Annotated in this window: 12 protein-coding genes; 2 read left to right on the plus strand and 10 right to left on the minus strand. The window is 51.4% G+C overall.

Annotated elements, in window-relative coordinates:
• Window positions 1–266: 266 nt before the first annotated feature.
• From lon to DU481_RS07415, 6 genes are all read right to left on the minus strand, one after another.
• On the minus strand, window positions 267–2588 hold the full coding sequence (gene lon / locus DU481_RS07390; RefSeq protein WP_350133557.1) for an endopeptidase La: 2322 nt from the start codon (window positions 2586–2588) through the stop codon (window positions 267–269).
• A 142-nt stretch (window positions 2589–2730) separates the two neighbouring features.
• Window positions 2731–3180 (minus strand): CBS domain-containing protein, encoded by a 450-nt coding sequence (locus DU481_RS07395; protein ID WP_350133558.1) that lies wholly within the window; start codon window positions 3178–3180, stop codon window positions 2731–2733.
• A gap of 48 nt (window positions 3181–3228) precedes the next feature.
• Window positions 3229–3732 (minus strand): BCAM0308 family protein, encoded by a 504-nt coding sequence (locus DU481_RS07400; RefSeq protein WP_350133559.1) that lies wholly within the window; start codon window positions 3730–3732, stop codon window positions 3229–3231.
• Between the two features lie 259 nt (window positions 3733–3991).
• Window positions 3992–4294 (minus strand): HPF/RaiA family ribosome-associated protein, encoded by a 303-nt coding sequence (locus DU481_RS07405; RefSeq protein ID WP_350133560.1) that lies wholly within the window; start codon window positions 4292–4294, stop codon window positions 3992–3994.
• A gap of 45 nt (window positions 4295–4339) precedes the next feature.
• The gene (locus DU481_RS07410; RefSeq protein ID WP_350133561.1) at window positions 4340–5767 is read right to left on the minus strand and encodes an RtcB family protein; all 1428 of its coding nucleotides are present in this window, start codon (window positions 5765–5767) and stop codon (window positions 4340–4342) included.
• Window positions 5764–6171 (minus strand): archease, encoded by a 408-nt coding sequence (locus DU481_RS07415; RefSeq protein ID WP_350133562.1) that lies wholly within the window; start codon window positions 6169–6171, stop codon window positions 5764–5766. The genes DU481_RS07410 and DU481_RS07415 overlap by 4 nt, the downstream gene beginning before the upstream one ends.
• Before the next feature lie 248 nt (window positions 6172–6419).
• Here DU481_RS07415 and DU481_RS07420 point away from each other — a divergent pair, with 248 nt between their 5' ends.
• Together DU481_RS07420 and DU481_RS07425 are read left to right on the plus strand one after the other, a co-directional pair.
• Entirely contained in the window at window positions 6420–7046 is a 627-nt protein-coding gene (locus DU481_RS07420) for a phosphoribosyltransferase (protein WP_350133563.1), read from the plus strand.
• A gap of 336 nt (window positions 7047–7382) precedes the next feature.
• Window positions 7383–7835: a hypothetical protein gene (locus DU481_RS07425; RefSeq protein WP_107803829.1), complete on the plus strand. Its 453-nt coding sequence runs from the start codon at window positions 7383–7385 to the stop codon at window positions 7833–7835.
• Between the two features lie 108 nt (window positions 7836–7943).
• Here DU481_RS07425 and DU481_RS07430 read toward each other — a convergent pair whose 3' ends face one another.
• From DU481_RS07430 to infB, 4 genes are all read right to left on the minus strand, one after another.
• On the minus strand, window positions 7944–8522 hold the full coding sequence (locus DU481_RS07430; RefSeq protein WP_350133564.1) for an FxDxF family PEP-CTERM protein: 579 nt from the start codon (window positions 8520–8522) through the stop codon (window positions 7944–7946).
• 430 nt (window positions 8523–8952) lie between these two features.
• A complete protein-coding gene (gene truB, locus DU481_RS07435; RefSeq protein ID WP_350133565.1) occupies window positions 8953–9891 on the minus strand; it encodes a tRNA pseudouridine(55) synthase TruB in 939 nt (312 codons plus the stop codon).
• A gap of 30 nt (window positions 9892–9921) precedes the next feature.
• Entirely contained in the window at window positions 9922–10317 is a 396-nt protein-coding gene (rbfA, locus tag DU481_RS07440; protein ID WP_090321618.1) for a 30S ribosome-binding factor RbfA, read from the minus strand.
• Window positions 10318–10344: 27 nt separating this feature from the next.
• The gene (gene infB, locus DU481_RS07445) at window positions 10345–13002 is read right to left on the minus strand and encodes a translation initiation factor IF-2 (protein WP_350133566.1); all 2658 of its coding nucleotides are present in this window, start codon (window positions 13000–13002) and stop codon (window positions 10345–10347) included.
• Between the last annotated feature and the right edge of the window lie 29 nt (window positions 13003–13031).

Raw genomic sequence — 13031 nt, forward strand, 5'->3', positions numbered from 1 at the left:
CGTGGAAGTGTTCTGCCAAATGCGTTACCTTCCACAACCGGGTTTGATAAAGCCGCCAGATTTCCTGACGATCCAATAATGTTAAGCGAGTGCGTTTGTGTATGTTCATCTACAGTATTCTCCTGAATACTGTAAACAACGCTAGGAATTCTTACATATAAGCGTATCGCTTATCTTTCTCTAAGCAAAATGCCTAGAAATTCATGGATGATGGTTTGATGCGCATTATCATCCCGAATGGTTCCCCATGTTCTGGTAATTTCTGTTCAAACAAGCTTGAATCCCGCCGCTGGCATCGGGTTGGCGGTTTGATGCAATGCCGCTTGCATGGCGTCATCGGCGGTTTCCAGTAAAACAAACTGCATTGCCATGCGCGTTGCTTCCGGAACATCCCGCAGATCTTTCTGGTTACGCGCAGGCAATAAGACGGTTTGAATGCCGGCACGCTGCGCCGCGAGTATTTTTTCCTTGATGCCGCCGACTGGCAATACCAAGCCGCGCAAACTGATTTCACCGGTCATGGCAACATCGTGGCGCACCGGGCGGTTGGTAAAAAGCGAAGCGAGCGCGATGAACATCGCCACGCCTGCGCTCGGCCCGTCTTTGGGAATCGCGCCAGCCGGAACGTGCATATGCACATCGACACCGTCAAACAGCGCTAACGGAATATTGAGATCGCTGGCGCGCGCTTTGACCAGTGTGAGCGCGGCTTGCGCGCTTTCTTTCATCACATCGCCGAGTTGCCCGGTCAGAATTAGTCTTCCGTTGCCATTGATACGCGTGGCTTCGATGAACAGGATGTCCCCGCCCACCGGAGTCCAGGCGAGGCCGGTGGCGACACCGGGTAAGTCGGTATGCAGCGCGAGTTCGTGTTCAAATTTTTCCGCGCCCAGGATCGCATCCAGATCGCTTACGTCGATTCGCACTTGCTGTTGTTTGCCTTCCGCAATGCGCAGGGCTACGTTACGCATGACCCGGCCAATTTCCCGCTCGAACTGGCGCACACCGGCTTCACGGGTGTAGTTGGCCACGATGCTTTGCAGCGCCTCGGGTGTGAGCGTGCACTGTTCCTCGCGCAAGCCGTTCGCTTCACTTTGACGCTGCACTAAATACCGTAAGGCGATTTGCAGTTTCTCCTCCTGCGTGTAGCCGGGGAGATCGATAATTTCCATGCGATCGCGCACCGGCGGCGGCACGTTGTCGATCACATTCGCGGTGGCGATGAAAATCACCCGGCTTAAGTCGAACGGCACGCCGAGATAATTATCGCGAAACGTCGAATTTTGCTCCGGATCGAGAATTTCCAGCAGGGCGGCGGAGGGGTCGCCTTGCATGCTGGCGGACATTTTGTCGATCTCGTCGAGCATCATGACGCAATTACGCGCGCCTGCCTTGCGTAATCCTTGCACGATGTTGCCTGGCATCGCGCCGACGTAGGTGCGGCGGTGGCCGCGCATTTCGGCTTCGTCATGCACACCGCCCAATGAAACGCGCACAAACAAACGCTGCAACGCGCGCGCAATGCTTTGGCCTAACGATGTTTTGCCGACACCGGGCGGTCCGACAAAACACAGAATCGGCGCCCGGCCGTGCGGTTTCAATTTCTGCACCGCGAGGAATTCGATGATGCGCTGCTTGATACGCTCCAGCCCGAAATGGTCCGCTTCCAGAATCTGCCGTGCGCTATTCAGATCGATTGGCGTCTCCTCGGGCAGCCGCCACGGCAATTCGGTCATCCATTCCAGGTAAGTATGTAGCATCGAGAATTCACTCGACGCGCCCGGCATGCCAGCTTTGGTGATGGCTTCGTCCAGTTGCGTGATTTCTTGATCGTTGTCGCCGTCTTCGCCGAGTTCCTTCTGAATTGCTTTCAACTGTTCGCGCAGCAGGTATTTACGCTCGCGATCTTCCATCTGCTCCTTAGTACGCTCGCCGATTTCTTGCGACAAGCGCAAAACCTCGATACGGCGCGACAGAATGTGCAGCACTTTTTGCAGCCGCTCCTCGGTATCGATGGTTTCGAGCAGCATTTGTTTTTCGCTTACTTCGGTATCGAGCAGACTGGCGGTAATGTCGGCCAGATCGGAAGGCGCGCGGGTGGCTTGCAAAGCGTGCGCAAGCTCCGCCGGTACGCCGGGCAATAATGAAAGAATTTCAATGGCGCGTTCGCGCAGTTGCAGGGCCAGTGCTTCGGTTTGTGTGGTGATGGGCGCCGATTCTTCAATACGCTTTATGCGCGCGGCGAGGAACGGGTATCCTTCGACCAGCGCCTCAATGTGGAAACGCGTAACACCCTGGCATACGACGTGATGTGTTTTGTCGTCGGATGTCATATGCCGCACGATATTGGCGATTGTCCCGGTGCCGCATAGTGCTTCCAATCCCGGATTATCGACGGCGGCATCTTTTTGCAGCACGATGCCGATCGGCACTTTGGATTGCAGCGCGTGCTCAATGGTAGCGATGGATCGTACCCGGCCGACCGTGATGGGCATTAGTACATGCGGAAATAACACCACGTTGCGCATCGGCACCAATGCAACGACATCGGCAGGCAACTCGAGTTGGCTTGTGACAGGTTGTTCCATGGCGGCTCATCCTTCAGAATGTAAGGTAGATTTAATATTCTCTTGGAATATTTGAGCGCTTAACCAGGAATTCAAGTGAGATCCGCTGGCCTTGTTTCAGGTAACCGGCTTTGTCGTGCCGGTTACCGGTAAAACTAGAACATCACGGACGATGCCGCGTTTCTTTCTTTTGCTCGTACCGGACCAATTTGGCGAGATCGAGCAGCTCTTCCGATAATAATTGCAGCGCATCGTCCAGCGTCAGGATACCGGTCAATTCCCCCGATTCATCAACGACCGGCAAACGCCGGATAGTTTTGCAGCGCATGAATTCGATGGCTTCATGCGATGCGGTGCTTTCCTTAATGGTAAATACTTCCGCCGCCATAATGTCACCAACGGTGATGACGGCTGCGTCCAGTTCCGTTGCCACAACTTCTACCACCAGATCGCGATCCGTGACAACGCCGGCCGGAATCTGCCGGCCGTCACGCTTTTCAACCACGATGAGCGCGCCGACATGAAACTGGCGCATCAGTTTGGCAGCTTCCACAATGGTTGCATCCCTTTGGATAACAATGACTTCACGATTGCAAATTTCACCGGCAGACATTTGATTTCTCCTTTCTGGTTGTTATGGAAAAACGGCTAAATTGATGATTCAACGTGACCAATGCACGCGCAACAGATTTTCCGCTGGGTTGTAGTGAAACTCCAGCTCACCCTGGTACGCATCGTGGATGGCTTCACCGATACCGCGCGCGAGGTGAATATCGGTTGTGGTGATCAGCACTTCGTGATCTTTTATCTCCATCGCCATGATCCGCTTTAGCGGGTGCTCGGTTTTTTCCTTTTTCTCAACGTGCTGTACCAAATGCATGATTTCATCCCGGTGTGCGTGGAAGAAATCACCGTGCAAGGTTAGGAATCCAGCCGGATACTGGTCATGAATACGCTGGCAGGCCGGACAGTTGTGCTGATGCGCATTGACCGGCGCAGCAAGCCATTGCCATCGGCCTTTGTGAAATACCGCGCTACATAACGGACAAACAGTGGGTTCGGGAAGCTTGTCTTTGATTTGATAAGCATCGTGAATTTGTTCCTGGAAAACACCGTCATGCCGTGTAATTTGATGAAAGCCAGGGTGTGCATTTTTTGTGCTCATGATAAATTCCTCCTTCTACTGCAACTGTTTCAGTTTGAATGAGAAGTCATTTTTTTATCTTTTTACGTTCAGCCATGCGTTCGTGAAAGATTGAACATCCGTTCCATCTTGCGCGCTCTGATAATTTTGTCAAGGGTTTCCGTCATGGGATCCATTGGCGTATTTTCCCAGCGTATCCGCACAATCCAATGCGGCGGCCAAAGGCTACTTGGTGGTTGAGAAGGGCCATGATCGGGCGACTGAGTATGGTATTGCCGCGCTATTTGCGGGCATGATCTTCCAGTTGGCGCTTGGCGGCATCGAAAGCATCGCGCACCGCGACGTAGACATCTTCATTGGCAACACGATTGACCACGATTTCGCTGCCGAGTACCGTCATGTCGATGTGCACGTCAAACATCCGGCCCTGATGGTGGTGTTTGTGCGGAAGTTCGACGACGATCCGGCAGCTGGTGATGTGCGGATAAAGCTTCTCCAGTTTTTCCGCTTTTTCGCGGATGTGACTTTCGAGCGCTTCGGAGTGGGGGGTATCGCGCGTGGTGATTTGCAGTGTGACTTCCATGAAATTTTCCTCCTGTTGAATTGAGTTAAACGTTTCTGGTAACAGCTACCCTTTGATGCATACTTTGGGGCGCAGAAAAGCGACTCTACGCGCCAGTCCCGCTTGTTCCGTGACCTCAGCCACCTGATCGACATCTTTGTAAGCGCCCGGCGCTTCTTCCGCTGCACCGCGCATCGAACGGGTGCGGATCAGGATGCCTTGCCGTTCGAGGTCATTGATCAAGGTCCGGCCATCCCAGTGTTTCAATGCTTGGTTGCGGCTCATGGCGCGGCCTGCGCCGTGGCTGCACGAAGCAAACGTCTGATTGGTGCTGGTGCCGGCGAGAATGTACGAGCCGGTGCCCATGCTGCCGCCGATGATGACCGGTTGCCCTACGTCACGGTATCGCGCTGGCAGTTTGGGATGCCCGGGTGCGAAAGCGCGCGTGGCGCCTTTGCGATGCACGTGCAGCCAGCGGGTTTTGCCGTCCACTTCATGCTGTTCTTCCTTGCAAGTGTTGTGCGAGATGTCGAACAGCGTTTCCAGTGAGGCCTGGGGATAGATTTCGGCAAAGGTGTCACGTGTCAGGTGCGTCAGGATTTGCCGATTGGCCAGCGCGCAATTGATCGCGGCATTCATCGCGCCGAGGTATTGCTGCCCTTCCGGCGATTTGATCGGGGCGCAGGCCAATTCCCGGTCGGGCAGGTGGATGCCGAGACGGCTGGCCGCCTTAGCCAGCATTATCAGGTAATCGGTGCCGATCTGATGACCGAGTCCGCGCGAACCGCAGTGGATGGAAATTACCAATTGGCCTTCGCGCAGACCGAAAGCCTGCGCAGTGACGTTGTCGTAAATGCGTTCCACGACTTGCACTTCCAGATAATGATTGCCTGAACCCAGTGTGCCCATTTCACCGCGTTGGCGTTTTTTCGCCAGCTCGGATACGTTGCCCGGCACCGCGCCGGAGACACAGCCGTTTTCTTCGACATATTCCAGATCCGCGAGATCGCCGTAGCCCTGATTTACAGCCCACTGCGCGCCGCCCAGCAGTACTTGATCCAGTTGTTTCGGGTTGAGATTGATATGGCCTTCTTCGCCGACACCCGTCGGGATCGTGGCGAACAACCGATCGGCTAGTTGATTGAAGTAGGGCGCCGCATCGCGCACATCGAGATTGCTGCGCAGGCAGCGGATGCCGCAGGAAATATCGAAACCGACACCGCCAGCTGAGATGATGCCGCCCTGTTCGGCGTCGAATGCCGCCACGCCGCCGATGGGAAAGCCATAACCCCAATGCGCGTCCGGCATGGTTATTGCCGCGCCAACCAGACCGGGCAGTGCGGCGACATGGGCGATTTGTTCCAGCACTTTGTCGTCCATGCTTTCGAGCAACGGCGCGCTGCCATAAAGCAAGACTTGCGCGCGTTTATCGCCGGATGCCTGGGGCAGCGTCCAAAGATAAGTGTGCAGCTGTTGTAATTGTTGTAGATTCATACATCTACCACGCAACGGGATTCCCAGACTGGGCCAATTGGTTTTACCGCGAGCATGGTCAGTGTTGCACCTTTGACTTCCACACCGCGTTCCAAGCCGTCGTGCCATTTTTCCCCGGCGGCTTTGGCATGCCAATGATCATTCTGGCGTTGGATGTGAAAATGGCTGAACACCATACCGAGTTCCCGCGCCTTTCCTAAAATGAGATTAAGCCAAATCACCAGCGCCAGTTCAAGGTCTGCTTCTTCAAATTCGAGTGCCACCGCTGTCTGAGGGTGTACCGCTTCAATGTTGGTGATAATCGCGAAAACCGCATGCGCTGCCGCCTCAAACGATTGTTCGATGGTCAGGCCGCGGCCGATAATCCCGATGTCGGCATCGTGTTCAAAATACGATGAGCTCATTTTTTAATCACTTTATAAAAATGTAGTTTTATTGTAGTATTTTTGCCGGAAGAAATGTATCAATCTGAACGATCGTTGCGCTTGATCAAAGAGTAAGCTGTGTGGATGAAGCGCAAGAGGGCTTTACATGCCGGACACAAGTCCGATAGTGCCGCCATCTTCGAGGAAATCGCCAGATTCCCTGGAGATTCAAGGCGCCAATCGGTTTCGCATTGGCGCTCTATTTTAATGACGATAAGGAGCACAGCATGATTTTCGCCGATCGCATGGCAGCAGCCGGGAAGCTGGCGGACGCATTGTCCGGATATCGCGATAAAAATCCACTGGTACTCGCTATCCCGCGTGGTGCGGTGCCGATGGCCAAGGCGATTGCGCAGCGGCTGAACGGCGAACTGGATGTGGTGCTGGTGCGTAAGCTCCGCGCTCCCGGTAACCCGGAATATGCAATCGGTTCCGTCGATGAAAGCGGCTGGGTGTATTTGACGGAATATGCTGCACGGGCCGGTGCCGATCAGGCGTACATCGATCAGGAAGTATCGGCGCAATTAGAAACCATCCGGCAACGGCGCGCGCACTATACGCCCGAGCGCGCACCGATAGATCCCTCGGGGCGTATTGTGATTGTCGTTGATGACGGACTGGCTACCGGCTCGACCATGATTGCCGCACTACATGCCTTGCGCAATCAGAAAACAGCGGAATTGATCTGTGCCGTTCCGGTGGCGCCGCCGGAAACCCTGAAGAAATTGCGGGGCAAAGCCGATCGCATCGTTTGTTTGTCAACGCCCGATGATTTTTATGCTGTCGGGCAGTTTTATACGGATTTTCCGCAAGTGAGCGATGACGAAGTGATTGCGTGTCTTGCCGCCGTGTGAGTCCCTATTTACCGGCACTCATTCAGAACAGCATGAATCGAGTGGAGCAGGGAGAGAACATCACGCTCACCGGTACTTGAAATTGTATGAACCGTCATTACTTCAATTGTATTGGCAAGTGAGGCGGGCGCCGGTATCCTTGAAAAGATGAGGACGATGTGCCGCTTGCTGAAATTGCAGTGCTGCTCGACCGAACCAGATACTGTGGCGAAAATGCTCATCCGTTGCGAATAGAAAGCTTTATTACCGGAGAATTTACGTACCAGTGAACCTTAATCCCGATTCTTAATCGAATGATTTATTGGTTACAGCTCCTTACTTTATTTTTGATGACCTATGTACCTCGACAAAATTTACGTATTACAAACGGGTGTAAGTCTTAAAGTTTCTACTATGGCGCTGCAGGAATTGATTGCCAGAGCGATCAACACAAGAAAATTTCCCGAACTTCAGAGCATTCGCAGCACGACGGATTTATACGCATATCTGTCGGTTGTTGTGTGCGCTGGCGCAGAGGATTTGATCAAAAGGCGGCAGCGTTGGATTAATCATAAAACAAAGGCGGACTTGATCGCCGGTCAGCCGGTTCCATTCAATACTTTCTGCAATCTCTTCTGGCGTAATCTGGACGAGGATGATCCGGATGGCGATGAATGGCAACAACTGATTGCCAGTGACGAGTTTTATTCGCAACTGACTATCTTGCTGCATAAATTGCGCATTGCCGAACGTAACTTGCAGCAATATAACGGTAGTGCAATGCTTGATTTCAATCTCGGCTCGGCTTGAGCCAGTGTGACCGGAACAGTTAAAAGACCACGCTGTTTTGGTGTCATGAAGAACAATCCCGCTACCTGAGCGGGATTGTTTTAAGCAATGTCAGATTCGACAATAGTTTTACTTTTTGCGGCGGATGGCTGTACCAAGTAATCCCAATCCGATCAGCAGCATCGCATAGGTTTCAGGTTCTGGAATCGTTGGAACTTGTGTCAGATGAAAAGTATAGCTACTGCCGGCACCGGGATCAGGCATGCTTAAATTAAATAATCCATCAGTAGTGCCACCATTTGCCAATGCTCCTAAGTAGTTCAGATTAGTTGGGCCGCTAATGGGTGCGTGTTCAAGTGCAAATCCTGAAAGTGTTGAATGAGAGAAATCGGTGAATACAACTCCACTATGCCCACTAATAGTGAAGTGAAAGTCAGTCCAGTCTACTCCCGTATTATTCGTTATAAGTTCGGTAACGTTGATGCCAGGGGCACCAGTGCCGTGAACAACCGTAAATTCGAGGTCGATGGGATTCACGCTATCAAAAGTTTTATTTATTGTTAGGTTACTGCCGCTAAGATTCCAGGAAAATGTTCCCAATCCTAACCCGCTAGCGGTAATATTGGATATATCTGCCGATGCGGATGCAGTGGAAACTGATCCGGCAAAGAACAAAGTAGCTACGAGTACTTTTGCTTGATTATTCATTTTTTTCTCCTTGATAGTTCTGGTACATAGCAGTTCACTAATGATGTATGCATTCGCGAACATCTGATTTTTGAATCGCTTTCACCATTATCTTGATATCCAATGGCCCATAACCTTATTTCGATGTTTGATTATTTGTTATGATCAAATACGTAATAGTGAAAGTGTTGTTTATTCTGGGGGTAAATTTCACTCATTGATATAAGGGTTATGCTTATTTTTCAGAATAATTAATGAGTAATGTTTGTAGGAATTTTAGAGTCTTATTGCTGTTCTGTTGCGTGCAGCCATGCTTGACGCCGCTGGTGTGAAACTGAAGTTTGTGTTTTAGAAGACTAGGGAAACCAGTGCGAGAAATTCAAATCGGAGTGCGATGAGAAGCGATTCAGCGTTGCGGTAATTTCCGGGAGAGTTCGTTCCGATTGCAAATTTATACCGTCATTTCAGACCAATAACTATTCGACAGTAAACGCTTTGCCATTATTTCCTGTTTAGCGGTGATTTCGCCAAGTCCCATGAAGTGTTGCCGGTTATATAGGCGTATTACTTCTCCGACCGGAATTGCGGTGCTATCCGGCTGACATTCGATGGTGCGGCCTTGCTGCAGCAGTAATGCCGATTGATCGTTTAACGTTACTGCCGGGTATGCGTGTAATAAGCAATCGACCGGTAGTAAGCACGCATCTCTCTCGGCAGTGTTCATTTCCTCTAGCGCCAATAGCGTGTGTGCTTGAGTAACCTGGAAACGATCGATAGCGGTACGGCGCAAACTCAGCAGGTATGCGCCACCGCATCCTAGCGCCTTGCCGATATCTTCCGCCAGTGTCCGGATGTAAGTACCGGTACCGCAGTGAATATTCAATTGCAATTCATTGTGCAGCAATGACTGGATTTGTATTCCGTGAATGATAATTTCGCGCGCCTGCCGTTCAATGATTTCGCCCCCTCTGGCATAGGCATACAACGGCTTGCCCTGATGTTTAAGCGCGCTGTACATGGGCGGGGTCTGCATGATGGGGCCGATAAAATCCTGGATGGTCTGTTCACATGTGGAAAAAGCTGGATTCTGAACCGTCTCCGCCACTTGACTGATTTCGCCTTCTGCATCCCCCGTGGTACTCATAAAACCCAGTTTCAGGGTTGTTTCGTAAGTTTTATTGGCGCCCAGCAGCACTGATGAGAACTTGGTGGCTTCGCCAAAACAGACCGGAAGCAATCCGGTTGCCAAGGGATCCAATGTGCCGGTATGTCCGCATTTGGCTGCGGAGAAAAGATGCTTGGCGATCTGGATGGCTTTATTGGATGAAATATTGAGCGGTTTATCCAATAACAGGACGCCGCTGATATTGCGTTTCGCTGGTTTAGTCAAATGAGTGCGAAGGTTTTGTCAGTGTGGTGATCAGCCAGCTTGTTCAGGATCTGGATCGAGATGATGCGTTGCCTTGTCTTGCGCGATGGCTTCGTCGATTAATTTAGACAGACGTACGCCGCGTTCGACCGATGCATCAAAAACAAAGTGAAGTTGCGGCGTGATTCTTAATTTCATCCGGTGGGCGAGATGGGTACGCAAAAAACCTTTGGCATGTTCCAAGCCTTTTTCCACCAGCACATTTTCTTCTTTACTGCATAGCGTGGTGTAAAAGACTTTGGCATTACTATAATCGCGGGTTACTTCGACAGCCGTGATCGTGATTTGCCGTACACGCGGATCTTTGATTTCGTTTTGTACCAAGTCGGCCAATTCGCGTTGTATTTGGTCGGCAACACGCAGGGTACGGGAAAAATCTCTTGGCATATAGGCTATTGCGAATCAGAACTCTGATTACAGAGACCGCGCGGTCTCGACAATTTCATAAATTTCCAGTTGATCGCCGACCTGAATATCATTGAAATTTTTTAACGATAAGCCGCATTCAAATCCTTCCCGGACTTCTTTGGCATCATCTTTGAAGCGTTTCAGCGAATCGAGTTCACAGCTGTGGATGACCAGACCATCCCGCAACACTCTGACGAGCGAGCTTCTTTTGACGATGCCATCCAGTACATAACATCCGGCAACCACACCCACTTTAGGAATGCGATAAATTTCACGGATATCGACGAGACCGATGATGCTTTCCTTGCGATCGGGTGACATCATGCCGGAAAGTGCTGCTTTAATTTCATCAACCGCTTCGTAAATGATATTGTAGTAACGCACATCGACGCCACTGGAACCGATCAATTTGCGCGCACTCGCATCCGCGCGGACATTAAAACCAATAATAACGGCTTTGGATGCCAATGACAGATTGACATCGGACTCGATAATCGCGCCCACGCCACTGTGGATGATATTGACTTTGACTTCGTCCGTTGAAATTTTCTGCAGCGCGTAAGCTAAGGCTTCGCAAGAACCTTGCACATCGGCTTTGATGATCAAGGATAGGATTTTGACGTCTTCTTGCTGGTCAAAAACATTCTCAAGTTTTGCAGCTTGTTGCTTGGCAAGCTTCACATCACGGTATTTACCTTGCCGGAACAATGCGATTTCCCGGGCTTTCCGCTCGTCATCGAGAACCAGCACGGTTTCGCCGGCCTCGGGTACCTCGGATAATCCTTGAATTTCAACCGGAATGGATGTTCCCGCTTGTTTAATTGCTTTGCCATTCTCATCGTTCATGCCGCGCACTTTGCCAAAAACTGCGCCAGCCAATATCACATCACCGCGATTCAGCGTTCCGGATTGCACCAGAATGGTTGCGACCGGGCCGCGGCCTTTGTCGAGCCGTGATTCAATCACAACGCCTTTTGCAGCGGTTTTGACCGGTGCTTTCAGTTCCAGCACTTCGGCTTGCAATAATATACTTTCCAGCAGGCTATCAATACCCTGGCCGGTTTTGGCCGATACCTCGACGAACATCGTATCGCCGCCCCAATCTTCCGGTACTACTTCGTGCGCAACCAGTTCGTGCCGGATCCGTTCGGGATTGGCTTCGGGTTTGTCGATTTTATTGACGGCCACAATGATGGGGATTTTGGCTGCTTTGGCATGGTGAACGGCTTCGATGGTTTGCGGCATGACGCCGTCATCCGCGGCGACGACAAGAATAACGATGTCCGTGATCTTGGTGCCGCGTGCACGCATGGCCGTAAAGGCTTCATGTCCCGGAGTATCGAGAAAAGTGATCATGCCGTGATCGGTTTCCACATGATAAGCGCCGATGTGCTGGGTTATTCCGCCCGCTTCACCACCGGCGACACGGGTGCGGCGAATATAGTCCAACAATGAAGTTTTACCGTGATCCACGTGCCCCATGACCGTGACCACAGGTGCCCGCGGGAGCGATTCAGCTTCACCGGTGGTGGATTCGTGATCGGCAAGAAAATTCTCGGGATTATCGATCTCGGCATATTTGGCGATATGGCCCATTTCTTCGACGACAATCATGGCCGTATCCTGATCCAGCATTTGATTGATGGTCACCATGCTGCCCATCTTCATCAATACTTTGATGACATCGGCGGCTTTTACCGACATTTTTTGTGCAAGAGCGCTTACAGAAATGGTTTCGGGAACCATGATTTCGCGCACGATCGGTTCTGTCGGTGCGGAAAAGGCGTGCATATTCTGTTCTTCGGCATGCGCCGGTTTGCTATGTTTATCTCTGCGTGTGCGCCAACCTTGTTGACCGTTGGTAAGATCGCCACGGGTCTTAACGCCTCGTTTTTTGGTGTTTTCATCTTTCCAGGCGACTTGCTGTTTGACTTGTTTTTTCTTTTTATCGACTTTTTCTTCCGGTTTTACCGCCGGTTTGTGCAGCGTTCCATCCGTCGAAGCGGCTTGAGTGTCCTCTGCGGATTGTCCGGTCTCGGCTTTCTTGGCGGTGGTTGACGGACTGTTGATTTCTGCTTCTGCGGGTGTTGCCGCCCCCGGTTTGATTGCTGTTGGGGATGCTTCAGTCTCAGTGGCTTTTTCCGGCTCTACTTTGTTGATATTGCTGGCAGACTCGGCTTTCTTGCGCTCTCTTTTCTGTTTAATTTCTTCAGCCTGACGTGCCATCAATTCTGCTTGCTTGCGCGCTTCTTCGCTGCGCAGAGCCAATTGTTCCGCATCGATGATGGAGACGGGTTCTTTGCTCGGCGGACTGACGGCCTCAAGTGGTTTAGGGACTTCCGGGGCGGTTTCAGTTTCAGCCGGCATGCCTGGTTTTGTCAGCACGCGTCTTTTTCTGACTTCCACTTGAATCGTCCGTGCCCGGCCTGTGCTGTCAGATTTTCGTATTTCGGAAGTTTGGCGGCGTGTTAACGTGACTTTGCTACGGGTCTCAGTGGTGCCATGTGTTTTTCTTAGATAATCGAGTAACTGCGCTTTATCTTGCTCAGTTAAACTGTCTTCCACCAGCGCTTTTTTTACGCCGGCAGCTTTAAGTTGTTCCAACAGTACTGCCGGTAACAAACCCAGTTCATTAGCAAATTGTTCCACACTCATTTGAGCCATTTATAACCCTTCAACAAACAAAACGACAA

The sequence above is a fragment of the Nitrosomonas sp. genome (assembly GCF_040240425.1).
Taxonomy (GTDB): Bacteria; Pseudomonadota; Gammaproteobacteria; order Burkholderiales; family Nitrosomonadaceae; genus Nitrosomonas.

What these genes read in the sequence shown, in the direction of transcription:
- DU481_RS07425 (WP_107803829.1), top strand. Translation starts at nt 7,383, where the DNA reads ATGTACCTCGACAAAATTTACGTATTACAAACGGGTGTAAGTCTTAAA.
- DU481_RS07400 (WP_350133559.1), bottom strand. Translation starts at nt 3,732, where the DNA reads ATGAGCACAAAAAATGCACACCCTGGCTTTCATCAAATTACACGGCAT.
- DU481_RS07420 (WP_350133563.1), top strand. Translation starts at nt 6,420, where the DNA reads ATGATTTTCGCCGATCGCATGGCAGCAGCCGGGAAGCTGGCGGACGCA.
- DU481_RS07395 (WP_350133558.1), bottom strand. Translation starts at nt 3,180, where the DNA reads ATGTCTGCCGGTGAAATTTGCAATCGTGAAGTCATTGTTATCCAAAGG.
- DU481_RS07410 (WP_350133561.1), bottom strand. Translation starts at nt 5,767, where the DNA reads ATGAATCTACAACAATTACAACAGCTGCACACTTATCTTTGGACGCTG.
- DU481_RS07405 (WP_350133560.1), bottom strand. Translation starts at nt 4,294, where the DNA reads ATGGAAGTCACACTGCAAATCACCACGCGCGATACCCCCCACTCCGAA.
- lon (WP_350133557.1), bottom strand. Translation starts at nt 2,588, where the DNA reads ATGGAACAACCTGTCACAAGCCAACTCGAGTTGCCTGCCGATGTCGTT.
- DU481_RS07430 (WP_350133564.1), bottom strand. Translation starts at nt 8,522, where the DNA reads ATGAATAATCAAGCAAAAGTACTCGTAGCTACTTTGTTCTTTGCCGGA.
- infB (WP_350133566.1), bottom strand. Translation starts at nt 13,002, where the DNA reads ATGGCTCAAATGAGTGTGGAACAATTTGCTAATGAACTGGGTTTGTTA.
- rbfA (WP_090321618.1), bottom strand. Translation starts at nt 10,317, where the DNA reads ATGCCAAGAGATTTTTCCCGTACCCTGCGTGTTGCCGACCAAATACAA.
- DU481_RS07415 (WP_350133562.1), bottom strand. Translation starts at nt 6,171, where the DNA reads ATGAGCTCATCGTATTTTGAACACGATGCCGACATCGGGATTATCGGC.